Consider the following 22413-nt stretch of genomic DNA (forward strand, 5'->3'; position numbering starts at 1 on the left):
TGCGGTCGTACGGCCGACCGAGAGATAAAAGCGCGTGGCGGGGGCGTTACTCGGGGGTCAGCGCACCGAGTCGAGGATGAGACGCTGTTCGACGCGCTTGACCTCGTGTTGCACGTCGCGGACGGCGTCGATGTTCGCGGAGATGGAGGAGACGCCCTTCTCGGCGAGGAACTGCACCATCTTCGGCTTCGACCCGGCCTGCCCGCAGATGCTCGTCTTCACGCCGAGTTCGCGGCACGTCTCGATGGTGTCGCCGATGAGTTTCAGCACCGAGGGGTGGAGTTCGTCGAAGCGGTCGGCGACGTTCTCGTTGTTTCGGTCCACCGCGAGGGTGTACTGCGTGAGGTCGTTCGTCCCGAACGAGGCGAAGTCGATGCCCGCCCCGGCCATCTCCTCGATGCCGAGTGCGGAGGCGGGCGTCTCCACCATCACGCCCCAGTTGCGCTTGTCGGGGTCGATGCCGGCCTCGCGCATCAGGTTCTTCGCGCGGTAGACGTCCTCGGCGTCGTTTACGAGGGGGAACATTATCTCGACGTTGTCGTACCCCATCTCGAACATCCGCCGGAACGCCTCCAGTTCGTGTTTGAACACCTCGGGGGTGTCGAGCGACCGCCGGATGCCGCGGTAGCCCAGCATCGGGTTGTGCTCCTTCGGTTCGTCGTCGCCGCCGTCCAGTTGGCGGAACTCGTCGGTCGGCGCGTCGAGCGTTCGGATGCGGACCGGCCGGGGGTAGAACTCCTCGGCGGCGGTGCGCATCCCCTCGACGAGTTGGTCCACGTAGGCGCGTTCGCCGTTGTCGGAGATGTACTTCTCGGGGGTCTTCCCCGTCGAGAGGATCATGTGCTCCATCCGGAGGAGTCCGACGCCGTCCGCGCCCGTCGCGGCGGCGCGTTCGGCCGCCTCGGGGATGGAGACGTTCACCTTCACCTCCGTCGCGGTCATCGGCTTGACCGGCGTCTTCGGACGCGCCTCCTCGATGGGTTCGCGTTGGACGTCCTCGGACTCGACGACGCCCTCGCGGACGGTGCCCTTGTCGCCGTCGATGGTGATGGGTTGGTCGTCGTCGAGTTCGCGGGTGCCCGACCCGGTGCCGACGACGGCGGGGACGCCGAGTTCGCGGGAGACGATGGCGGCGTGGGAGGTCATGCCGCCCTCGTCGGTGACGATGCCCGCCGCGCGCTTCATCGCGGGCACCATGTCAGGCATCGTCATCTCGGTGACGATGATGTCGCCGTCGCCCACCTGGTCGAGGTGGTCGAGTTTCGTGACGATGCGCGCCTCGCCGGAGGCGATGCCCGGACTCGCGCCGAGTCCCTGCACGAGTACGTCACCGTCGTCCGAGGTTCCGTCTGCGCCGTCCGCGCCGTTACCGGCACTCGCCACCTCGGCCCCGCCGTCGCCGGCGGCCTCCACCGCCCCGGAGTCGGCGTCCGTCCCCGACTCGGAGATGGTGGTGATGGGCCGCGACTGGAGCATGTAGATGTCGCCCTCGTAGACGGCCCACTCCACGTCCTGCGGTTCGCCGTAGTGCTCCTCGACGCGTTCGCCGAGTTCGACCAACTCCGAAATCTCCTCGTCGGAGAGGACGCGCGCGTTCCGGCGGTCCTCCGACACCTCGCGTTCGACGGTCTCGCCCGTCTCCTCGTCCTTCTCCATCATCACCTTCTTGTCGGCGACGGTCGCCGTCTCGACCGCCTTCGTCCCGCGGTCTACGACGTAGTTGTCCGGGGAGACGGTGCCGGAGACCACCGCCTCGCCGAGACCCCACGCCGCCTCGATGATGATGCGCGGTTCGCCCGTCGAGGGATGCGACGTGAACATCACGCCGGACTTCTCGGCGGCGACCATCTCCTGTACGACCACCGCGATGTCCACCTCGTCGTGGGGGAAGTCCTGTCTGTTGCGGTAGTATATCGCTCGCTGAGAGAACAGCGACGCCCAACACTCCTTGACGCGTTCCACCAAGTCGTCGGCTTGGACGTTGAGGAACGTCTCCTGTTGCCCCGCGAAGGAGGCGTCGGGCAGGTCCTCCGCCGTCGCGGACGACCGCACCGCGACGAAGGCGTCCTCGCCGATCTCCTCGTAGGCGGCGAGAATCTCCTCGCGAACCTCTTCGGGGACCGGCGTCTCCACGATGAGCTCGTGCGCGCGTTCGTGCGCTTCCTTCAACGCGGCGGAGTCCTCGTGGTCCACGTCGACGGCCTCGAACAGTTCCTCGTCGATACCGGCGTCCTCGATGAATGCCCGGTACGTTCCTGCTGTTACGACGAACCCCGGAGGGACGGGAAGTCCCGCCGCCGTGAGTTCGCCGAGCGAAGCCGCCTTGCCGCCGACCGTACCCAAATCGGCGGCGCGTACGTCGTCCAGCCAAACTACAGCCATTAGCGTTTGTTAATCACCACAATTCGTAATAAGTACTTTCCGGACAACGCAAGCATGAATAAAATACTACTCGGCCGCGAGTACGTTAGGTTCGGTGAATACGGTCACTCCTCTCGTCTGGCCGAACCGTGGGTTTCACAGAGTATCTCGCCGGTTTCAGGGTCGAGATAAAACGGTTTGCCGGCGCTTACTTCCTCGCCGCAGACGGCGCACCCGTCGTCGTGGCGGAGGAAGTACTTCCCCTCCTCGCGACCGGTCTCCAACCGGCCGGCGGCGACGGCGGGTCGGGTCAACCCTTCGCCTATCTGCGTCCGTTCCGCCGAGTCGGCCTCCTCGAATCGTATCGGTCGCACGGGGTGCAGTAGGAACCGAGACAGTAAACGTCCGTCGCGTGGCGGGGACGGAACGTCCGGCCCGGAACGAGGCGTCCGAACACCCGACTACGGCGAGGAACGGCACCGCTCGCCCCGAGAGTTTCTTTATCCTCGATGACCTCTGTTGGGTCGTGCAATCGGACTTGGTGTCGCTCACGCCGCCGTGGCTTCTCCTCGGCGTCGTCGGGGGTATCGTCGCCTCCCTCGTCGTCGCCGGGGTGTTCCTCGTGGGGGGGCGACTGTTCCCCGACGAGGCGGTGTCCCGCGGTCCGAACATCGACGGGGCGGGCCGTCGTCGGACCGAAATCCGCGACTACCTCCGGACGATAGGCGAACCGTTTGTCGAGGACCACGCCCTCCACGGCGAGACGGTCGCGTTCTACCTCCCGCAACGCGACGTGGCCATCACCTTCGACGCGCAGGCGTACTTCCGACTCGAACGGGCGGGGACGTACACTGTCCTCTGCGAACACGAGATGCCCGCGCACGGACTCGGGCGTCGCCTCCCGTTCGAGGTGCCGGAGTTCGAACCCGCGGCGCCGACCCGCGAGAGTCCGGTGACCGCCGCGTTCGACTACCTCGGCGTGCCGACGACGGCCGACCCCGCCGAGGTGAAACGCGCCTACCGCGACCGGGTGAAGGACGTCCACCCCGACCACGGCGGGTCCCAATCGGAGTTCAAGGAGCTACAGGAGGCGTACGCGACGGCGAGGGAACACGCCGAGGGCGCGGCCGCCTGAAGAGTCTGTTTTATCGTCCGTCCTCTTCCACCCGCGCCGCCTCGGTGACCTCGTAGAGGGCGTCGCCGTCGCGGAGGGCGTCCGTCACCCTGCCGACGAGGTCCGCGGTCGCGACCACCGTCGCGTCCAACCCCCGTTCCGCGGCGGCGGACGCCACCTCGCCCGCCGCGAACGCCGTCTCCGACTCGACGCCGGCCTTCCGGAGGGCGACGACCGCTTCGACGCCCGCGGCGACGACCACGTCCGCGCCGTCGCAGGCGGTTTCCAGCGCCGACGGTTCCACCGCGGAACTCCCGCCGGACCGCGCGGGCGGTACCTGGACGACCGTCACCCGCCCGGGACCGATCTCGATGACGCCCTCGAACCCCGTGACGCTCACGTCGTCGCCCGCCTCGGCGTCCGTCGTCGCCACGCCCGTCGCCGGGCCGGACGACCCGGGGGCGGCGTGGAGGAGGCCGTCTCGAACCGACAGCGTCACCGTCTTGCCGGCGGAGACGTCCTCGGCGGCGACGGCGGCGTCCTCTTGGACGCTCTCTAACACGTCGTCGGTCACGTGGTCGGCGAACCGCCGGAGGTCCTTGACCTTCTGAAACAGCCAGTCGACGCCCTCCTTCGTGACCCGGTACCGGGACCGTCCCTCCTTCTCGACGTAGTCGTCCTCGACCAACTCCCGGATGTACTCGCTGACGGCCTGACTCGTCACGCCCACCGCGTCCGCTATCTCGCCCTGACTCACCGCCGGTTGTCTGTCGGCTATCTCGACGAGGATGCGGAGTCGGGTGGCCGTCCGCTTGTCTTCGAGGGCCCCGGTCATGCTCCGTCGCACGAACCGAGCGGTGAAAAATCCCGTCGCCCCCGCGGGTCGCCGACCCGTTCGCCGCGGTTCCGCCGCCGAACGGTACGGCTTTGAGCGTCGGGGCCCTGCCTCGCACCGTGTTCGAGGTCGTCTACCGCGACAGGGCGGCGTACCTCCCCGGCGCGGACGCCCTCGTCCTCGCGGACGTGCACGTGGGCCGGGACGAAGCGTCGTCGGTCGAGTTCCCCCTCGGGGAGCGTCGCGACCTGCGGGAACGCCTCGCCGACCACCTCGACGCCCGTTCGCCCGAGACGGTCGTCTTCGCGGGCGACGTCCTCCACGAGTTCGGGTCCGCGACGTCGCGGGCGCGCGAGGGCGTCGCCGACCTGACCGAGGCGTGCCGCGAGGCCGGCGCGCGCCCCGTCTTCGTCCGGGGGAACCACGACACCGTCCTCGACTCCGTCTTCGACGGCACCGTCCACGACGAGTACGTCCTCGGCGGGGAGACGGACGCGTCCGTCGTCGTCTGCCACGGGCACGCCCTCCCGGAACGGGAGGCGTCGCTGTACGTCGTCGGTCACGACCACCCCGCGATAACCATCGAGGGGACGCGTCGGCCCTGCTTCCTCTACGGCGAGGAGGCGTTCCGCGGCGCGGACGTGCTGATGCTCCCGGCGTTCAATCGCCTCGCGGCGGGCGTGGTGGTGAACCGACTCCGGACCCGGGACGTGCAGTCGCCCCTCGTGACCGACATCGACGCGTTCCGCCCGATACTGTACGACGAGAGCGCGGACGAGGCGCTGACGTTCCCGCCGTTGGGCGAGTTCCGGCGGATGCTCTGAGTCAGAGTCGCAGGTCGTACGCCACCGCCTCGGCGGCCTTGCGACCGCTTCGCATCGCGCCCTGTATCGACGACCACTCGGTGAAATCGCCCGCGAGGTACGTCCACCCGCCCGGGTCGCGGTACTTCGGCAGTCGGTCGTGGATTCCCGGCGGTTGGTCGAACTGCGCGAACTCGATGCGGTCTGTGTGGATGGACTGGATGTCGTCTATCGACCCGTCGGGGTACCACGAGTTGAGTTTCCGCCTCGTCTTGGCGGCCAACTGCATCGCGCTCTGTTCTGCCGCCTCCTTTCCGAGGAACGTCGCCGCGAGGAGTTCGTAGTCGCCGGGCGCGTACTCCGGCGCGACTTTCGTCATCGGCGCGACGGTGTTCGGCGCGTCGCTGCCGGCGTTCAACAGGAGTCTGCGCCCGGTTCCGAAGTCCGTCCCCGCCGGAAGGCGGTAGTACTGCGTCGTGGACGTCCGCGCGATCGTCGGTATCTCGTCGACGCCCGTGAGTCGGAGCGACTCCTTCGGGTCGGCGGCGACGACTGCGGCGTCGGCTTCCACCGTCTCCGCCGTCGTCCGCACGGTCACGCCGTCGTCGTAGTTCTCGACGGACTCGACGCCCGTTTCGAGGCGAATCTCCGCGCCCGCCTGTCGGGCCTTCTCCGCGAGTTGCTTCGGAATCTCCTGCATCCCCTCGGCGGGGACGACGATGCGGCCGTTCGAGAGCGCTTTGAACGTCGCCTCGAAGACGCGCTTGGAGGTGGTGAGCGACCGGTCGAGGGTGATACCGCCGTAGAACGGCGCGACGAAGTTCTCGATGTACTTCTCGGAGAACCCCCACTCGCGGAGGTACTCTCGGATGCTCGTGTCCGGTCCCTCGAACAGGTGGCGCTCCGAGATGCCGCGGACGTGCTGGCGAAGCGCCATCGTCCGAACCTTGTCCGTGAGGGTCACCTCGTCGTTCCGCAGGGTCGAGATGACGGACTTCGGGTCGCGCAGTGGGTCCGACAGCGTCGAACGCTCGCCGGGGCGGGCGATGACGGCCCCCGGGGAGAACTCCCGAACGTCCAGTTCGTCCACGTCGAGTTCTCGCTGTACCGCCGGATAGCCGGTGAAGAGCACCTGAAAGCCCCGGTCGAGGGTGAACCCGTCTCGTTTCTGCGTCCGAACTCGTCCGCCGACTTCGTGGTGCCGTTCGTACAGTGTCACGTCGGCACCCTCGTCGGCGAGGTGACGCGCCGCGACGAGACCCGCGAGGCCCGCGCCGACGACGACCACGGTTTCGTCCATGCCCCGGCCTTCTCGCGCACCGCACTAATGTACTGTGCGCGACAGTCAGTCGGTGCAGGTCGGCCGCGCGCGGCGAAGCGTCGAAAAAGCCGAATGGCTAGGGATTTGTCGGTCGCGCCGCAACGCCCGGTATGGACACCAGCGAGGCGTTTCTCGGCTTGCGCTGCGCCGAGAGCGGCGAGGAGTACGAGGCGACGACGACCGGCGGGAGCGACGCGGGCGCGCATCTCGACCCGGCGTACGACCTCGACGCCGTCGCGTGGGGGGACGGCGGGTTGGACGACGCGCCGACCGGCACGATGTGGCGGTACGCCGACCTCCTCCCGTTCTCGGACCCGTTGACCGCCGACGAGGGGGGGACGCCGTCGGTGGAGACGCCGACGCTCGCGGCGGAACTCGGCGTCGGAACGCTCCGAATCAAAGACGAGGGGCGGAACCCGACCGGCACCGTGTTGGACCGGGGTCTCTCGCCCGCGGTCACCGCCGCGCGCGAGGCGGACGCGGAACTCGTCGCCCTCGCCACGCCCGGCAACGCGGGCCAGTCGGCGGCGTCGTACGCGGGGATGGCGGACCTGCGGTCGTACTCGTTCGTCCCCTCGCGCGCGCCGTTCCCGAACAAGGCGATGGTGAACGTCCACGGCGGCGAGATGCGCGTCGTCGGCGGCCGCTACCCCGACGCCGAGGAGGCCCTCCACGAGCAACTGCAGTCCGAGTGGCACACCCTGCAGGAGTTCGACAACCCGTACCGCCACGACGGCATCAAGACGGTGGCGTTCGAGGTGGCCGAATCCCTCGAGTGGACGGTGCCGGACGCCGTCGTCGTCCCCGCGGGGACGGGCGAAGTCGTCGCGGGCGTCGCGAAGGGCTTCCGCGAACTCCGCGACGCGGGCGTCACGGACGACGTGCCGCCGGTGTACGCCGCGCAACCGTCGGGATGCGCGCCCGTCGTCACCGCGCACGAACGCGGCGCGGACGACGTGGAACCGTGGTCCGGTCCGGACACCATCGTCGGCGAACTCGAGATTCCGGACCCGAACGGCGGGGCCGCCGCACTCGCCGCCCTCGCGGAGACGGGCGGCGACGCTCTCGCGGTTGACGACGACGAGATACTGGAGAGCGCAGTCGCCGCCGCGCAGAACGCCGGACTCGAAGTCGGCGCGGCCGGCGGTGCCGCCGTCGCCGCCGCGTGGCGACTCGCCGAGGACGGCGTCGTCGGCGCGGACGACGACGTGGTGGTCGTAAACACCGAATCCGGGACGAAGACGGCCGACATCCTCCGCAGTCACCTGATGGGGAAGGGCATCTAACGCGACCAATCCGCGGCGGCGACAGTCGCCGGACCCGCACGGTTTCGAGGCCCGAGGATATTTACTTTAGACTCGTCTAATTCGGGGTATGTTGAGCGACGTGATGGAGGACTACCTGAAGGCCATCTACCAGATTCAGGCCGAGAGCGGGCCGCCCGTCTCCACCTCCGCCATCGCCGAGTACCTCGGGAAGACGCCGCCGACGGTCACGAGCATGCTCGGGAAGCTCTCCGACCGCGGCCTCGTCCACCGCGAGAAGTACAAGGGCGCGGAACTGACCGAGGAGGGCGAGACGGTGGCGCTGGAAGTCCTCCGTCACCACCGCCTGCTGGAGGCGTACCTCGCGGAACACCTCGATTACTCCTGGAGCGAGGTCCACGACGAGGCGGACGCCCTCGAACACCACATCTCCGAGGAGTTCGAACGGCGCGTCGCGGACGTCCTCGGGAACCCCACCGTAGACCCGCACGGCGACCCGATTCCCTCGCCCGATCTGACCCCCCTCGACCACGAGGAGACGACGCGACTCTCGGATCACTCCGTCGGCGATACGGTCGTCGTCGCGCGCGTCAGCGACCGCAACGAGGAGGAACTGGAGTACCTCGCGGACGCCGGCATCACCCCCGGAACGAGCGTGGAGGTGACGGACGTCGCCCCGTTCGGCATGGTGACCGTCCGCGTCGCCGACGGCGACCGAATCGAGGGCGACGAGCAGAGCCTTCCGGACGCCGTCGCGGCGTCGATTCGCGTCCGCGCGACGGGTAACTTCGACGGCGGAAGCGAGGAGGTACCCACGGCGTGACGAGCTACCTCGAAGTGCTCACCGTCGCGTTCGTCGCGCAGTTGCTGGTGTTGCCCGGCGAGAAGGTGCAGTTCATCATCGCCGGCCTCTCGACGCGGTACAATCCCCTCGTCGTCGTCGCCGCCGCGGGGTCGGCGTTCGCCGGGTGGACCGCCCTCGAAGTGTGGTTCGGGCAGGCGTTACAGGACGCGTTCTCGCCGTTCGTCCTCGACGCCGTCACCGCGGTACTGTTCGTCACCTTCGCCGTCCTGCTGTTTCGGTCCGCGCCCGAACCGGGGACGACTAGAGCGGGCGCCGAGACGGACGGCGGGACGGGGGGCCTCACCGCGGACTGGGACCTCCCGGCCCCGATAGACCGCGTCTCCGGCCGGTTCGGCGGGTTCGTCCCCATCTTCTCGATGATGGCCGCTGGCGAGTTCGGCGACAAGACCCAACTCGTCACCGTCGGGTTGGCCGTCCAGTACGGCGCGACGTCGGCCATCTGGGTGGGCGAGATGCTCGCCATCCTCCCGGTGAGTCTGGCGAACGCCTACTTCTTCCACACGTTCGCCCACCGGGTCGATATGCGGAAGGCCCACCTGTTCAGCGCGGCGCTGTTCCTGTTCTTCGGCCTCGACACCGTCGTCTCGATGGTGACGGGCTTCTCCGTCTGGGAGACGGCCGTCGGCGGCATCGCCTCCGCGGTGACCGGCCTCCTGTGACCCGTGACCTGCGACCCCCGGCGGCGTTCGGTTCGCTCCAGTTCGTCCCGGTCGTGTCGGGTTCGCTCCCCTCGTGTTCGGTTCTGTCCACTCGGGACCGGTTCCGTCCGGTCGGGGCCGGACCCGTCCGGTTCGCCCCGCCGTCGTACCGCGGTCTCCCGTTCTGTCTCCGTGTGCTTTTTGTACGGTCTCGCGTAGTCGCGTGACGTGACGAATCTCGCTCCCTCTCTCCTCGCCGGCGTCGTCTTCGGGCTGGCGTTGGCCGCGCCGCCCGGTCCGATGAACGCGATTATCGCCGAGGAGAGCGTTCTCCGCGGGTGGTTCGCGGGGTTCAAGGCCGGACTCGGCGCGATGACGGCGGACGCCATCTTCTTCGTCCTCGCGGCCCTCGGCGTCGTCGCGTTCGTCGAACGGTTCCCGACGGTTCGCGCGGCGATGGTCGGCGTCGGCGGCGTCCTCATGCTCTACTTCGCGTACGGCGCGGCCAGAGACGTTCGCAGTTCGTTCGGAGCGGACGCTCGCGGCGACGGCGGCGCGGACGCCACGGACGACGGGAACGCCGCGACGGAGGGTGCCGTGGAGTCGCGGGCGACCACCGGGTTCGGCAAGGCGTTCCTCCTCGCCCTGACGAACCCCTACCAGATTCTGTTCTGGCTCACCATCGGCGTCGGACTGCTGAAGCCCGGCACGCTGGACGTTCTCGCGGAGACGCCGTACGTCGGCGGCGAACTCGCCGGGACGCTCGTCGTCGAGACGGGGTCGCCGGCGCTCGTCGTCGGCTTCTTCGGCGGTATCGTCCTCTGGGTGATGGGCTTCCCGGCGGCGCTCGTCGGCGCGGAACGGCGCGTGGACGCCTTCGCGCCCGTCGTCGCGGGCGTCAGCGCCGTCGTCCTCACGGGGTTCGGCGTCCTCTTTCTCTCGCAGGCGGCGGGCGGTCTGCTCTGAGCGGCCGTCCCCCGGCCGTCGTCACCGTCGTCGGCCGTTCCGGACGAGAAAAGGTATGAACCGTCGCCGAAGAGAGGCACGTATGTTCGACAAATCGACGTGGATTCAGCTCCCGCGGAACGTCCTCGTGGGCCACGGGGTGTTGGACGAACTCTCTGCGGCGGTGGGGGAACTCTACCTCTCGGGGCGGCCGCTACTGGTGACGAGTCCGACGCCGAACGACATCGCGGGCGACCGGGTTCGCGCCCAGTTCGACGACCCCACGACGATCACCATCTCGGAGGCCAGCTTCGACTCCGTCGAACGCGTCATTGAGGCGGGAAGGGAGATGGACGCGGGCTATCTCGTCGCCCTCGGCGGCGGCAAGGCCATCGACACCGCGAAGATGGCCTCCGACAGCCTCGACTGCGGGTTTATCTCCGTGCCGACGGCGGCGAGTCACGACGGCATCGTCTCCGGGCGGTCCTCCATCCCGGAGGGCGACACCCGCCACTCCGTCGCCGCCGACCCACCGTTGGCCGTCGTCGCCGACACGGAGATTCTCGCGGACGCGCCGTGGGAACTCACCACCGCCGGATGCGCGGACATCATCTCGAACTACACCGCGGTGAAAGACTGGCAACTCGCCCACCGCCTGAAGAACGTCGAGTACTCGGAGTACTCGGGCGCGCTCTCGCAGATGACCGCCGAGATGCTCGTCGGCAACTCGGACTCCATCAAGAAGGGCCTCGAAGAGTCCGCGTGGGTCGTCGTGAAAGCGCTCGTCTCCTCGGGTGTCGCCATGTCCATCTCGGGGTCCTCGCGGCCCGCTTCCGGCGCGGAGCACCTCTTCTCGCACCAACTCGACCGCTTGGTCCCCGGCCGCGCCCTCCACGGCCACCAAGTCGGCGTCGGGTCCATCGTGACCGAGTACCTCCACAGCGGCGAACAGGGCGAGTGGCGCGACATCCGCGACGCTCTCGATACGATGGACGCTCCCACCACCGCCTCGGAACTCGGTATCTCCGACGAGACGGTCATCGAGGCGCTGACCACCGCCCACACTATCCGCGACCGGTACACCATCCTCGGCGACGGCGTCAGTGAGGAGGCGGCGATAGAGGCTGCGACGTTCACGGGCGTAATCTAACGCCCCCACCTTTTTCGAGGGGGTCCTCGCGTGCCTCCAGCACGCTCGAACCCCCTCCAAAAATCTGGACCAAAAAGGCCGCGACTCGCTCACTCCGTTCGCTCGTCGCGGTACAGTACAGTACGGAACTTCCCGTAGCATCTCTCAGCGGTGTTCTCTCGGCCGGCGGTTGACGATACCTCCGGTGACGACTCGTCGGAGCGGTCCCGCCAGAGGCGTACCCGGGAACCTCTCAAACCGAACCGGTAGGCGTAGACGAGATACCCGGCGGCGAACGACCCCGTCGTAACCGTCCGGACGACGGCAATCGTCCCGAGGTTCCGGTGTCTCACGGGGCCGTATCCGACAACCGCGACGGTGAGGACGGCAAGCGCGGCCCCCGCCGCGGCCAGATGCAGCCAAAAGAAGCCCTCGAACATCCTCGGTTCGGTGACTCCCCACGCGATTCCGAGCACGCTCCCTGCGACTATCCGTTTCGAGGAGGGCACACCGAGTAGCGACCGTCGCTCCGCTAAATATCGTCTCTACCGGGCGTTAGCGGTGTACGTGGGGGCCCGAATCCGTAGGAGGCCGTCTCGATTCTCGTTTCGGTCGAAGTAGGCGACTGACCGCGTACGCGGCCGAACCGCGCCGCGAAACCCCGCCCGGAATCCGAAGACGGAAGGCGGTTCCTTTCGAAGTCGCCCGTATGGCAACCGCGAGCGCCGACAATCCGGTGAAGGAACACCCCGCGGCGGTGACGGCGGTGCTCTCCGTCGTGGGCTACGGCCTCGTCGTCGGCACGTTCCTCGGGTACGTCCCCGGCACCGTCTTCCCCGACCTGTCTTTGGCCGAGGTGAACCTGCTTTCGGACGCCATCGCCCTCGTGAACGCGGTGAACGTCGTCGTCATCGCCGCCGGGTGGCGGTGGATTCGGCGCGACGAGGTGCGGAAGCACGCCGCCGCGATGGTCGCCTCGTTCGCCCTCATCCTCGTCTTCCTCGTGATGTACCTCGCGAAGATAGGCGGTGGCGGGACCAAGGAGTTCGTCGGCCCGACGGCCGTCTACTACCCGTACCTCGCCATGCTGGCGATACACATCCTCCTCTCCATCGTCGCGGTGCCCGTCGTCCTCTACGCACTCGTCCTCGGAGTGACGCACTCGCCGGGCGAACTGCGCCGCGACACGCCGCACCGACGCGTGGGCCGTATCGCCGCCGGGTCGTGGCTCCTCTCTCTGTCTCTGGGCGTCGTCACGTACTTCCTGTTGAACCACCTCTACGGCTGGAAGTACGTCGAATCCGCGACGGCGGCACTCGTCGCCGCCCCCCTCTGAGGCGGGCGGCGAGCGTCGCGGCACCGCTTGAACCGCCTCGAATCGCACGCGGAAATGCTGAGGGTTTTTATCGGACGGAGACAAGCCGTGGGATATGCGAATCGCGTTCGTCTCGATGTACACCGAGCAACGTCGCGCCGACGGTGCGACGAGACGGACGCGGCGGACGGCGGAACTCCTCGCCGCGCGCGGCCACGACGTGACCGTCCTCTGCGCGCGGTGGTGGGAGGGCGACGTGTCAGAGTTCGAACAGGACGACGTGACGTACGCGGCCGTCACCGAGACGCCCTCGGTGGGGTCGTTCGCCTCGAAACTCCCCTTCGCCCTCCGGCGCGTCAAGCCCGACGTCGTCCACGCCGCCAACAGTCCGCCCTCCCACGTCACCGCTGCGAAGACGGCGGCGCGGTTCCTCCGCACGCCGGTGGTCGTCGACTGGTGGGACGAACGCGAGGAGGACTCGAAGGGCGCGAGCAAGCGCGCCGCGCGCGCGGCGAAACGCGTCATCGCCCCCTCCCGAATGGTCAAGACCCACGTCCGGGAGTACGGCGCGTCCGAGGAGTCCGTCCGCGTCGTCCCGGAGTCCATCGACTTCGACCTCGTCCGCGAGAGCGACGTGGAGGCCCGCGCGGACATGGTGTACGCCCGCGACATCGACGAGCACGCCAACGTCGAGTCGTTCTTCCTCGCCCTCGCGGAACTGCGCGACAGGGACTGGCGCGCCGCCGTCGTCGGCGACGGCCCGGAACTCGACGCCGCCAAGCAGACGGCCGCCGAACTCCGCATCGACGATCGGGTGGAGTTCCTCGGCGACCTGCCGCCGGAGGAGTTCGTCCCCGTCATGAAAGGCGCGCGGGTGTTCGCACAGACCGCCGCCGTCGAACCGTTCGCGAACGAACTGCTGTGGGCTCTCGCCTGCGGGTGCGTCGCCCTCGTGGAGTACCAAGCGCGGTCCAGCGCGCACGAACTCGTCGAGAACTGCGACCGGGGCGTCCGCGTGACGAGTCCGCAGGAACTCGCGCGCGAAATCGCCGTCGCCGCCCGCGCCGACGAGATGACGGTCAACGAGGCGTTCGCCGACTACGACCACTCGACCGTGGTCCGGCAGTACGTGGACTGCTACACCGAGGCCGTCGAGGACTACGGGTACTTCTAACCACCCTTTTTCACGGGGTCCTCGGCGACGGCGATGCCGTCACCGGACTGCGTCCGGTGGGCCGCCGAACGAAGTTCGGCGACGTCGCCTCGAACCCCGCCAAAAACGCTGGACCCAAAAAGGCCGCGACTCGCTCGCTGACGCTCGCTCGTCGCGGTACGATAGGACGGCACCGCTCCCGCCTCACGAGCCAGCGAAGCTGACCGCTCTCGGGGCCGAAAAATCGGAGAAAGGCGGTCGGAATTACTCCTCGTCGTCGAGTTCGTAGTCGCCGCCGTACTTCAGGAAGAAGAACGCCAGACCGAGCGTGGCGACCATCGCGAACGTGGTGGCGACGCCGAGCGTCTTCGCCGAGTTGGGGACGGACGGCACTTGCTCGGGCGCGGGCGTCGAGATGGACTCGACGACTTCGAGCGTCCCGACCATGCCCGCGGACTGGTGGGGTTCGCAGTAGTACTCGTACGTGCCGAGGGTGTCGAACGTGTGGCTGTAGGTGAATCCGGAGTTCTCGATGGGTTTGTGACCCGACCAACTCGCGCCGTCGGGGATGGTGTCGGGGACGACGTTGTGGTTGTCCGACTTCCAGACCCACTTGACCGTCGTGCCGGGCGTCACCTGCGCCGGTTGGTCGGTACCGGGCTTGAACACGAGGTCACCGCCGGGACCGACCTCTATCGTCTGCGTACCGCCGCCGCCACCGCCACCGCCTCCGCCGCCGGAGGATTCGTTGCCGCCGCCGGAGGTTCCGGTTCCCCCGCCCGAGGTTCCGGTCCCTTCGCCGCCGGACGCCGTGCTCGTACCCGTTTCCTGCGCCGCGGCGGTCCCTGCCGCTCCTGCGACGGCCGTCGCCCCGGTGGCGGTCCGAAGGAAGGCACGACGGGACATCTCCGCGTTGCCGTCAGTCATAGTCGGGGGTTGGGAGTCGGCTGTAGTGAATACTTTGGTTTACGGCTCGCGGAGAGGGGGGTCCGTCCCCCGGCGGCGACTGTCGGCGACGCGCGACGGCCGTCGGCGACGGTTCAGTAGGCGTAGTCGTATTCGCCCGTCTCGCTCTCTAAGAACGCCGCGAGGAGGTCGATGGTCGCGTCCACGTCGGCGACGTGCGCGCTCTCGGTCACGGTGTGGAGGTACCGCGTCGGCACGGAGAGCGCGCCGACCGGCTTCGCGCCGTGGGTGTTCTGAAAGCCCGCCGTGTCCGTGCCGCCCGCGGGCAGGATCTCCATCTGGTGGGAGATGTCCTCCGATTCGGCCACCGACCGGAGGCGGCGGTGGACCTTCGGACTCGTGATGACGCTGCCGTCTTTCAGCTTTATCGCCGTCCCCTCGCCGAGCTCCGTCACGCGGTCGCCCGCCTCGAACCCGGGCACGTCGTTGGCGACGGTCACGTCGAGTGCGATGGCGAGGTCCGGGTCGATATCGACGCCGAGGGCCTTCGCCCCGCGGAGTCCCACCTCCTCCTGCACCGTCGCGGCGAAGTGGACGGTCACGTCGGGGTCCTCGATTCGCTTCGCGGCTTCGAGCATCGAGAACAGGCAGACCCGGTCGTCGAGGGCCTTCCCCGTCACCACGTCGCCCATCTCCACCGTCGTCTGCTCCATCGTCACCACGTCGCCGACGGATACCGCGTCCTTCGCGTCCTCGGCGGAGAGGCCCACGTCGACGTGGACGTCCTCAACTTTCGGGGCCTTCTCCTTCTCCTCCTCGGAGAGGGTGTGCGGCGGCGGCGACCCGATGACGCCCGGCACGTCGCCGTCCTCGGTGTGGATGCGGACGCGTTGGGCCTTCAGGACGCGCGGGTCCCACCCGCCGAGGGCGTCGAGTTGGACGAACCCGTCGTCGGTGACGTGACGCACCATGAAGCCTATCTCGTCCATGTGGGCGGCGACGGCGACGGCGTAGTCCCCGTCGCCCTCGATGGTGCCCACGACGTTTCCCATCGCGTCCGAGCGAACCTCGTCCACGCTCGATTCGAACTCCCGGCGAACCGCGTCGCGGACGCGGTCCTCGTACCCCGGGACGCCGCTCGTCTCCGTCAGTTCCTTCAGGAGGTCGAAGTCGAACTCGTAGTCGGCCATGGACTCCCTTCCCGACGCCGCCGCAAAAAGACTCGCGTCCCGGTAGAACGGTAAACTCGTTTGCCGTGGTTCCGGAACGCTTTTGCGCCTCATGTGACCATTGGGTGCCATGGCAGACGCCGAATCGGAACTCCGCTCCGAACTTCGAGACGCGTTCGAAGGTGCCGACTTCCCCGTGAAAAACCAGATGGACCTCGTCCCCGCCCTCCCGAACGGGCCGGGCACTCGCTTCGAGGCGAACGACGGCGAAGTCAGCTTCACCGCGATGGAGATGGCCGCGAAGCTCGGAAGCCACCAGAGCTTCCCCTACGATGACGTCGATACCCTCGTGGACGACATCATCGAGGGCCTGAAGGCCGAAGGGATGCTCTGAGTCGCGGTCGAATCCCGTCCGACGACCGAAAGAACTTCAGCCGGTCGCTCGGGACGCGTCGGTAATGACGACTGCGTTACTCGAACTCCTTCCCGAACTCCTCGAACTACTGTTCTACGGCGCCGGGTCGCTCGGCCTCTCGGCGGCGGCGCTCTACGCGGAGTCCTTCGCCGTCGCCACCGCGCAGGGCGGCCAACCGAAGCTCGCCGCGTGGGCCGCGGTCATGGGCGCGGTTGCGCTCACCTTCGCGTACCTGCTCGCGACGGACAAACTCCGCCCGAAGCTGACCGAGGTCGGACGCGAGTTCCGGAGCTACTGACGGCGGACGCGGCCCCGACCACCCGAAACGTTTCCTCGCCGGCCCCCGACGTTCCCCCGTGCACGACATCGAGCGGTATCTGAACGTCAGAAGCGCCTACGGCGCGTCGTTCGGTCCCGAGGGGGAGCGCCTCTCGTTTCTCATGGACACGACGGGCGTGCCGCAGGTCTGGACGATAACGGAACCCGGCGTGTGGCCCGAACAGCAGACCTTCTACGACGAACGCGTCACGTTCGCCTCGTGGTCGCCCGAACGCGACGAACTCGCCTTCGGGATGGACGAGGGCGGCAACGAGCGTCAGCAGCTGTTCCGCTACGACCCCGGCACGGGCGAGGTGACGAACCTCACCGCGATGCCGGACGCGAAGCACCGCTGGGGGGGGTGGAGCCACGACGGCGACAGGGTCGCGTTCACCTCGAACCGCCGCGAGGAGTCCGTCTTCGACGTGTACGTGCAGGGTCGCGACGAGAGGGGCGAACGGGCGGAACTCGTCCACGAGGGCGACGGGTGGCTCACCCTCGGCGGGTGGTCGCCCGACGACGCGAAGCTCATCGTCTCGGAGGCGTACTCGAACTTCGACCAGGACGTCTCGGTCCTCGATATCGAATCGGGCGAGGTGACGCACCTCACGCCCCACGAGGGGACGGTGCGCTTCCAGAGCGCCTCGTGGGGTCCCGACGGCGAGAGCGTCTACCTCGTCTCGGACCGCGAGAGCGACACGCTCGACCTGTGGCGCGTCGATATCGACACCGGCGAGTTCTCGCTCGTCGTCTCGGACGACGAGTGGGAGATAGACGGCGTCTCGATAGACGAGGACTCCCGCCGCGTCGCCTACTCGCGGAACGCGGACGGCTACACCCGACTCACGGTGGGCGAACTCACCGCGCCCGACAGAATCGACCCGTCCTCCGAACCTGACGTGCCGCGCGGCGTCGCGGGCGGCGTCTCGTGGGGCCCCGACGGCGACCGGTTCGCCCTGACGGTGACGACGAGCACCGACGCGACGAACGTGTACGTCGTGGACGCGAAGACGGGCGAGGCCGAACGGTGGACCCGCGCGGCGACGGCGGGCATCCCGAGAGAGTCGTTCGTCGAACCGGAACTCGTCCGCTACCCGACGTTCGACGGGCGGGAGATACCGGCGTTCTTCTCGTTACCCCAGACCGACACCGGCGAGGGCGACACGCCCGTCATCGTGGACATCCACGGCGGCCCCGAGTCCCAACGCCGGCCGTCGTTCAGCGCGGTGAAGCAGTACTTCCTCGCGCACGGGTACGCCGTCTTCGAACCGAACGTCCGCGGGTCGGCGGGGTACGGCAAGGCGTACGGCCACTTAGACGACGTGGAGAAGCGCATGGACTCCGTCGCGGACATCGAGGCGGCGGTGGAGTGGCTTCACGACCACCCCGCGGTGGATCCGGACCGACTCGTCGCCATGGGCGGTTCCTACGGCGGGTTCATGGTGCTGGCGTCGATGACGGAGTACCCCGACCTGTGGGCCGCGGGCGTGGACATCGTCGGCATCGCCAACTTCGTCACGTTCCTCGAAAACACGGGCGACTGGCGGCGCGAACTCCGCGAGGCCGAGTACGGGTCCTTAGAGGAGGACCGCGAGTTCCTCCAGTCCATCTCGCCGCTGAACAACATCGAGCGGATTCGCGCGCCGCTTTTCGTCCTGCACGGCGAGAACGACCCGCGCGTCCCCGTCTCGGAGGCGCACCAACTCGTCGAGGAGGCGAGCGCACACGTCCCCGTCCGGGAACTCATCTTCGAGGACGAGGGCCACGGCTTCTCGAAGCTGGAGAACCGCGTCGAGGCGTACTCCCGGATAGTCGATTTCCTCGACGAGCACGTCTGAGCGGGGAACCGAAGCGCCTCCGGTCCCGAGAGCGCTCCTACTCGGCGCGAAACCCGTCTCAGTAGAACCGTTTAAGAGAGAGTAGGCGTGATACGTACCAGAATGCCCTCCGGACCGAGCGATACGCGCGTTCTCGTCGTGACGACCGGCGGCGACGCCGTCTCCCGCGAGTCCGACCTCACGTCGTCGCTCGCGGCCCGCCTCCCGGGCCAGACCGTCGTCAGGTCGAGTTCGACCGCCGCGGAGTACCTCCGCGAGCTGGGTCCGACGGTGGACTGCGTCGTCTCCGTGGGCGCGGACCCCGACCTCATCCGAACGGTCTCGGAGACGGACCCTTCGATTCCGTTGGTCGTCTACGGCGAGGAGGTGCTCTGCACCCACGTAGACGCCGTCGTCCCCCCGTCGGCGAGCATCGACGACTTGGCCGCCCGCGTCCAGGCGGAGGTGTCCCAGAGCAGGGAGACGAACCACCTCGAAGAGGTCAACGCCAAACTGACGGCGCTCTCCCGCTACGCGAAGCGGATAACCGGCTGCGAGACGGTCCGCGACGTCTGCGATCGGACCGTCGAGGCGACCAACGACGCGCTGGACTTCGACTTCTGCATCGTCGCACTCGTCGAGGACGACCGAATCGTCCCGTACCGTTCGACGCTGCCGATGGAGGCGGAACGTCCCATCGGCATCGGCGAGGGTATCGCGGGGCGGACGCTCCGCGCGGGCGAACCGCAGGTGGTCGCCGACATGCAGGGGGACCCCGACGCGACGTTCAAAGAGCGGGGGTTCCGCTCCGTCGTGAGCGTCCCCGTCGGCGAGCAGGGGGTCATCCAAGTGGTCACGAAGGAGGCCGACGCCTACGACGAACGGGACGTGGAGTTCCTCGAAACCCTCGCGGGGTACACGAACGAGGCGCTCGCCCGCCTCGAACGCGAGGCGGCCCTCCGGGACGAGCGAGACCGGTTCCACGCGTTCTTCGAGGCGCTTCCGGTGCCCGTCGCGTACGTCGAAGCCGAACGGCGCGGGGAGGCGTCCGTCCGCGAGATAAACGCCGCCTACGAGCGGACGTTCCCCGAGGCCGCGGACGCACTCGGCGCGGACGCGGCGACGGCGTTCCCGACGGCGGAGGAACGGCGACTCGTCTCGGACCGCCTCCGGGACGCCGACCTGGTGGATCGAAAGATAGAGCGACCGGTCCGCGAGGAGGGGTCCGACTCGTTCACCGTGGTGCTCGTTCCGCTCGAACGGATCGGCCTGTCGGCGTCGGGCTACCTCGTCTACGTCCCCGAGGCGGTGCCGACCGACGAATCAGGGACCGAGTATTCGTCCTGAACGTCCGTTAGAGTCAAACCGAACGCCGGCGAAACGTCCCCTATGAGCGCCGACGCAGAACGCGGCCAACAACAGCGAACCATCCGCTGTCTCATCGCCAAGGTCGGTCTCGACGGGCACGACCGAGGCGCGCACGTCATCTCCCGCGCCTTCCGAGACGCCGGATTCGAAGTCGTCTACTCCGGACTCCACCGCTCGCCGGACGAAATCGTCCAAGCGGCGGTCCAAGAGGACGTCGACGTCCTCGGCCTCTCCATCCTCTCGGGGGCCCACAACACGCTCGTCCCGAAGGTGATAGACGGCCTCGAAGAGTACGGCGCGTTCGACGATACGCTCGTCCTCGTCGGCGGCATCATCCCCGACGACGACCGCCAGAAACTGAAGGAGATGGGCGTCGCGGCGGTGTTCGGTCCGGGCACCTCGATGAGAGAGACCATCGAGTTCGTGCGCGAGAACGCCCCCCGCCGCGACTGATGGTCGGACCGGACGGCGGAGGCGGGCGCGACAGCGAGGCGGACGCCGACCCGGACCTGGTGGACGAACTCCTCGCCGGGCGACACCGCGCACTCGCCAGAGTCATCACCGAGATAGAGAACCGCTCGCCGGGGTACAGGGAACTCGTGTCGAGTCTGCACGCCCACACCGGCGGCGCGGACGTAATCGGCATCACCGGGAGTCCGGGCGCGGGGAAATCGACGCTCGTGGACAAACTGGCGAAGGCGTACCGCGACGCCGGACTGACCGTCGGCGTCATCGCGGTGGACCCCTCCTCGCCGTACTCCGGCGGCGCGGTCCTCGGCGACAGAATCCGCATGGCGTCGAACGTCGGCGACATGGACGTGTTCTTCCGGTCGATGAGCGCTCGGGGGCAACTCGGTGGCCTCTCGACGGCGACGTCGGACGCCGTGAAGGCCCTCGACGCGTTCGGCAAGGACAAGATAATCGTCGAGACGGTCGGCGCGGGGCAGAACGAGGTGGACGTCGTCCGCACCGCCGACACCGTGACCGTCCTCGTCCAACCCGGAAGCGGCGACGACGTGCAGATGCTGAAGGCGGGCATCCTCGAAATCGGCGACGTGTTCGTCGTCAACAAGGCCGACATGGAGGGGACGCCCCGGACCGTCGCCGAACTGGAGGAGATGATCCACCTCCGCGAGAACCCCGGCGCGATGCTCGATTCGGGCCACCACGGGAGCGACGCCGTCGGCGGCTTCGACTCCGTCCCCGGCGACGGGGCGGGTCACGGAGGGAGCGAGGCGGACGACGGGGCAAGCGAGGCGGACGGCCGAGAGACGGAGGCCGAGGAGTGGGAACCCGTCGTCGTCGAGACGGTGGCGACGACGGGCGACGGCGTCGAGGAACTGGTGGAGACGCTCGACTCCCACGCGGCGTTTCTCGACCGGACGGGCGCGCGCGCGGAACTGGAGCGCACGCGCTACGCCGAGGAGATACGCCAACTCCTGCGGAGCGACGCGAACGCCATCGTGGAGGAGGAACTGCGGCGGCGCGGCGGCGCGGCGGCGTTCGCGGAACGCGTCGCCGACAGGGAGACGGACCCCTACGCCGTCGCCGAGGACGTCCTGCGACCGATTCGGGAGTGCGTCGAGGCGCGGCGCGACGACTCCTGACCGGCGTTCGACCGGCGTCCGGGCGACGAACCGGGGGGCGGAGAACCGCCCTCGGACGGCTAAGCGCCGCCTAACTCCGGCGATCCGGTACGGATCGGCGTGATAATATAAGAGCGTCGCACGCGTATTTCACCCAGCATGAGACTCCGAAACGCAGTCGGCGCAGTCGCCGTCGGTGTGGGCATCGCCGCCGCCACGAACCGCGTCCTCTCGCGTCGGACGCCGTCGCTGGATCCCGCGCTCTCCGGCGACCAGCGGACGTTCCGGTGGCGCGGCATCGACGTCCACTACACCGAGGCGGGCGACGAGGAGGCGCAGGACCTCGTCCTCCTGCACGGCATCAACGCCGCCGCGTCATCGGGCGAGTTCCGCGAGGTGTTCGACGCGCTGGCGGAGGACTACCACGTCGTCGCGCCGGACCTGCCGGGGTTCGGGATGTCCGACCGGCCGCCGCTTCGGTACTCGGCGGCCCTCTACGAGGACTTCGCGGGCGACTTCCTCGCGGCGTTCGACGACCCGGCGGTGGTCGCCTCCTCGCTCACGTCGGCGTACGTCGCCGCGGTGGCCGATGAGACGGACATCTCGCAGTTGACGCTCGTCTGCCCGACGACGCGCGGCGGCCCGGAACCGACCGAGACGGTCCGCGAACTCCTCCGCGTCCCGGTGGTCGGCGAGGCCCTGTTCAACCTGCTGGGGTCGAAGCCCGCGATCCGCTACTTCAACGCCGACCACGGCTACTACGACCTCTCGAAGGCGAGCGAGGAGTGGATGGAGTACGAGTGGCGGACGGCCCACCAACCGAACGCGCGGTTCGCCCCGGCGTCGTTCGTCAGCGGCTATCTCAACTCGGAGGTCGATCTGACGGAGGCGCTCTCGGAACTCGACGCGACGACGACGCTCGTGTGGGGCCGGGAGGCGGAGATTACGCCGCTCCGCGACGGGCGCGTCCTCGCGAGCAAGGCGGACGCGAAACTCGTCGTCTTCGACGACACGAAACTCCTCCCGCACGTGGAGTTCCCCGACCAGTTCGTCCGCACCGTCCGCGAGGATCTGGCGGTCCCCGCCTGAG

General features: G+C 68.5%; 23 protein-coding genes. 16 read left to right on the forward strand and 7 right to left on the reverse strand.

Going from position 1 to position 22413, the window contains the following annotated elements:
• Window positions 1–57 precede the first annotated feature (57 nt).
• Window positions 58–2382 (reverse strand): phosphoenolpyruvate synthase, encoded by a 2325-nt coding sequence (gene ppsA, locus ACZ522_RS15255; protein ID WP_379697780.1) that lies wholly within the window; start codon window positions 2380–2382, stop codon window positions 58–60.
• A gap of 104 nt (window positions 2383–2486) precedes the next feature.
• Window positions 2487–2735, reverse strand: coding sequence for a DUF8075 family protein (locus ACZ522_RS15260; RefSeq protein ID WP_379697778.1), 249 nt, complete (start codon window positions 2733–2735; stop codon window positions 2487–2489).
• Window positions 2736–2887: 152 nt separating this feature from the next.
• On the opposite strand from ACZ522_RS15260, the gene ACZ522_RS15265 reads away from it, so the two are divergent.
• Window positions 2888–3496 carry a J domain-containing protein gene (locus ACZ522_RS15265; RefSeq protein ID WP_379697776.1) on the forward strand — a complete coding sequence of 203 codons (609 nt, stop codon included), beginning with the start codon at window positions 2888–2890 and terminating at the stop codon, window positions 3494–3496.
• Between the two features lie 10 nt (window positions 3497–3506).
• On the opposite strand, the gene ACZ522_RS15270 is transcribed toward ACZ522_RS15265, so the two are convergent.
• Window positions 3507–4310, reverse strand: a complete 804-nt coding sequence (locus tag ACZ522_RS15270) for a DUF7839 domain-containing protein (RefSeq protein ID WP_379697774.1) — start codon at window positions 4308–4310, stop codon at window positions 3507–3509.
• 119 nt (window positions 4311–4429) lie between these two features.
• Between ACZ522_RS15270 and ACZ522_RS15275 the strand changes: the two genes are divergently transcribed.
• Window positions 4430–5134, forward strand: coding sequence for a metallophosphoesterase (locus ACZ522_RS15275; RefSeq protein ID WP_379697771.1), 705 nt, complete (start codon window positions 4430–4432; stop codon window positions 5132–5134).
• A gap of 1 nt (window position 5135) precedes the next feature.
• Here ACZ522_RS15275 and ACZ522_RS15280 read toward each other — a convergent pair whose 3' ends face one another.
• Window positions 5136–6413, reverse strand: a complete 1278-nt coding sequence (locus tag ACZ522_RS15280) for an NAD(P)/FAD-dependent oxidoreductase (protein WP_379697768.1) — start codon at window positions 6411–6413, stop codon at window positions 5136–5138.
• A 131-nt stretch (window positions 6414–6544) separates the two neighbouring features.
• Between ACZ522_RS15280 and ACZ522_RS15285 the strand changes: the two genes are divergently transcribed.
• From ACZ522_RS15285 to ACZ522_RS15305, 5 genes are all read left to right on the forward strand, one after another.
• Window positions 6545–7720 (forward strand): pyridoxal-phosphate dependent enzyme, encoded by a 1176-nt coding sequence (locus tag ACZ522_RS15285; protein WP_379697765.1) that lies wholly within the window; start codon window positions 6545–6547, stop codon window positions 7718–7720.
• An 88-nt stretch (window positions 7721–7808) separates the two neighbouring features.
• On the forward strand, window positions 7809–8522 hold the full coding sequence (locus tag ACZ522_RS15290) for a metal-dependent transcriptional regulator (RefSeq protein WP_379697763.1): 714 nt from the start codon (window positions 7809–7811) through the stop codon (window positions 8520–8522).
• The gene (locus ACZ522_RS15295; protein WP_379697761.1) at window positions 8519–9223 is read left to right on the forward strand and encodes a TMEM165/GDT1 family protein; all 705 of its coding nucleotides are present in this window, start codon (window positions 8519–8521) and stop codon (window positions 9221–9223) included. The genes ACZ522_RS15290 and ACZ522_RS15295 overlap by 4 nt, the downstream gene beginning before the upstream one ends.
• Before the next feature lie 279 nt (window positions 9224–9502).
• Window positions 9503–10168: a LysE family transporter gene (locus tag ACZ522_RS15300; RefSeq protein WP_379699895.1), complete on the forward strand. Its 666-nt coding sequence runs from the start codon at window positions 9503–9505 to the stop codon at window positions 10166–10168.
• Window positions 10169–10250: 82 nt separating this feature from the next.
• Window positions 10251–11297, forward strand: coding sequence for an NAD(P)-dependent glycerol-1-phosphate dehydrogenase (locus ACZ522_RS15305; RefSeq protein WP_379697758.1), 1047 nt, complete (start codon window positions 10251–10253; stop codon window positions 11295–11297).
• 89 nt (window positions 11298–11386) lie between these two features.
• On the opposite strand, the gene ACZ522_RS15310 is transcribed toward ACZ522_RS15305, so the two are convergent.
• Window positions 11387–11785, reverse strand: coding sequence for a hypothetical protein (locus ACZ522_RS15310; protein ID WP_379697754.1), 399 nt, complete (start codon window positions 11783–11785; stop codon window positions 11387–11389).
• Between the two features lie 200 nt (window positions 11786–11985).
• Between ACZ522_RS15310 and ACZ522_RS15315 the strand changes: the two genes are divergently transcribed.
• Both ACZ522_RS15315 and ACZ522_RS15320 read left to right on the forward strand, forming a co-directional pair.
• Window positions 11986–12612 carry a DUF420 domain-containing protein gene (locus ACZ522_RS15315; protein ID WP_379697752.1) on the forward strand — a complete coding sequence of 209 codons (627 nt, stop codon included), beginning with the start codon at window positions 11986–11988 and terminating at the stop codon, window positions 12610–12612.
• A gap of 94 nt (window positions 12613–12706) precedes the next feature.
• Window positions 12707–13765 carry a glycosyltransferase family 4 protein gene (locus ACZ522_RS15320; RefSeq protein ID WP_379697749.1) on the forward strand — a complete coding sequence of 353 codons (1059 nt, stop codon included), beginning with the start codon at window positions 12707–12709 and terminating at the stop codon, window positions 13763–13765.
• A gap of 243 nt (window positions 13766–14008) precedes the next feature.
• Here ACZ522_RS15320 and ACZ522_RS15325 read toward each other — a convergent pair whose 3' ends face one another.
• Together ACZ522_RS15325 and ACZ522_RS15330 are read right to left on the reverse strand one after the other, a co-directional pair.
• Entirely contained in the window at window positions 14009–14671 is a 663-nt protein-coding gene (locus ACZ522_RS15325; RefSeq protein ID WP_379697746.1) for a plastocyanin/azurin family copper-binding protein, read from the reverse strand.
• A gap of 113 nt (window positions 14672–14784) precedes the next feature.
• Complete coding sequence (locus ACZ522_RS15330) at window positions 14785–15840, reverse strand: M42 family metallopeptidase (protein ID WP_379697743.1); 1056 nt, start codon at window positions 15838–15840, stop codon at window positions 14785–14787.
• 109 nt (window positions 15841–15949) lie between these two features.
• Here ACZ522_RS15330 and ACZ522_RS15335 point away from each other — a divergent pair, with 109 nt between their 5' ends.
• The 7 genes from ACZ522_RS15335 to ACZ522_RS15365 all read left to right on the forward strand — a co-directional run bounded on the left by ACZ522_RS15335 (window position 15950) and on the right by ACZ522_RS15365 (window position 22412).
• Window positions 15950–16213 (forward strand): MTH865 family protein, encoded by a 264-nt coding sequence (locus ACZ522_RS15335; RefSeq protein ID WP_379697740.1) that lies wholly within the window; start codon window positions 15950–15952, stop codon window positions 16211–16213.
• Between the two features lie 64 nt (window positions 16214–16277).
• A complete protein-coding gene (locus ACZ522_RS15340; RefSeq protein WP_379697731.1) occupies window positions 16278–16532 on the forward strand; it encodes a hypothetical protein in 255 nt (84 codons plus the stop codon).
• Window positions 16533–16590: 58 nt separating this feature from the next.
• Window positions 16591–18390 carry a S9 family peptidase gene (locus ACZ522_RS15345; protein WP_379697728.1) on the forward strand — a complete coding sequence of 600 codons (1800 nt, stop codon included), beginning with the start codon at window positions 16591–16593 and terminating at the stop codon, window positions 18388–18390.
• Window positions 18391–18492: 102 nt separating this feature from the next.
• On the forward strand, window positions 18493–19716 hold the full coding sequence (locus tag ACZ522_RS15350) for a GAF domain-containing protein (RefSeq protein WP_379697725.1): 1224 nt from the start codon (window positions 18493–18495) through the stop codon (window positions 19714–19716).
• Between the two features lie 42 nt (window positions 19717–19758).
• On the forward strand, window positions 19759–20190 hold the full coding sequence (locus tag ACZ522_RS15355) for a cobalamin B12-binding domain-containing protein (RefSeq protein WP_379697721.1): 432 nt from the start codon (window positions 19759–19761) through the stop codon (window positions 20188–20190).
• Window positions 20190–21344: a methylmalonyl Co-A mutase-associated GTPase MeaB gene (meaB, locus tag ACZ522_RS15360; RefSeq protein WP_379697718.1), complete on the forward strand. Its 1155-nt coding sequence runs from the start codon at window positions 20190–20192 to the stop codon at window positions 21342–21344. The genes ACZ522_RS15355 and meaB overlap by 1 nt, the downstream gene beginning before the upstream one ends.
• A 138-nt stretch (window positions 21345–21482) precedes the next feature.
• Entirely contained in the window at window positions 21483–22412 is a 930-nt protein-coding gene (locus ACZ522_RS15365; protein WP_379697715.1) for an alpha/beta fold hydrolase, read from the forward strand.
• Window position 22413 lies beyond the last annotated feature (1 nt).

The sequence above is a fragment of the Halopelagius fulvigenes genome, from assembly GCF_055398025.1.

Coding starts and splice junctions, on each gene's coding strand:
- ppsA (WP_379697780.1), bottom strand. CDS start 2,382: ATGGCTGTAGTTTGGCTGGACGACGTACGCGCCGCCGATTTGGGTACG.
- ACZ522_RS15270 (WP_379697774.1), bottom strand. CDS start 4,310: ATGACCGGGGCCCTCGAAGACAAGCGGACGGCCACCCGACTCCGCATC.
- ACZ522_RS15280 (WP_379697768.1), bottom strand. CDS start 6,413: ATGGACGAAACCGTGGTCGTCGTCGGCGCGGGCCTCGCGGGTCTCGTC.
- ACZ522_RS15285 (WP_379697765.1), top strand. CDS start 6,545: ATGGACACCAGCGAGGCGTTTCTCGGCTTGCGCTGCGCCGAGAGCGGC.
- ACZ522_RS15290 (WP_379697763.1), top strand. CDS start 7,809: ATGTTGAGCGACGTGATGGAGGACTACCTGAAGGCCATCTACCAGATT.
- ACZ522_RS15300 (WP_379699895.1), top strand. CDS start 9,503: ATGAACGCGATTATCGCCGAGGAGAGCGTTCTCCGCGGGTGGTTCGCG.
- ACZ522_RS15305 (WP_379697758.1), top strand. CDS start 10,251: ATGTTCGACAAATCGACGTGGATTCAGCTCCCGCGGAACGTCCTCGTG.
- ACZ522_RS15315 (WP_379697752.1), top strand. CDS start 11,986: ATGGCAACCGCGAGCGCCGACAATCCGGTGAAGGAACACCCCGCGGCG.
- ACZ522_RS15320 (WP_379697749.1), top strand. CDS start 12,707: ATGCGAATCGCGTTCGTCTCGATGTACACCGAGCAACGTCGCGCCGAC.
- ACZ522_RS15325 (WP_379697746.1), bottom strand. CDS start 14,671: ATGACTGACGGCAACGCGGAGATGTCCCGTCGTGCCTTCCTTCGGACC.
- ACZ522_RS15330 (WP_379697743.1), bottom strand. CDS start 15,840: ATGGCCGACTACGAGTTCGACTTCGACCTCCTGAAGGAACTGACGGAG.
- ACZ522_RS15335 (WP_379697740.1), top strand. CDS start 15,950: ATGGCAGACGCCGAATCGGAACTCCGCTCCGAACTTCGAGACGCGTTC.
- ACZ522_RS15340 (WP_379697731.1), top strand. CDS start 16,278: ATGACGACTGCGTTACTCGAACTCCTTCCCGAACTCCTCGAACTACTG.
- ACZ522_RS15350 (WP_379697725.1), top strand. CDS start 18,493: ATGCCCTCCGGACCGAGCGATACGCGCGTTCTCGTCGTGACGACCGGC.
- ACZ522_RS15355 (WP_379697721.1), top strand. CDS start 19,759: ATGAGCGCCGACGCAGAACGCGGCCAACAACAGCGAACCATCCGCTGT.
- meaB (WP_379697718.1), top strand. CDS start 20,190: ATGGTCGGACCGGACGGCGGAGGCGGGCGCGACAGCGAGGCGGACGCC.
- ACZ522_RS15365 (WP_379697715.1), top strand. CDS start 21,483: ATGAGACTCCGAAACGCAGTCGGCGCAGTCGCCGTCGGTGTGGGCATC.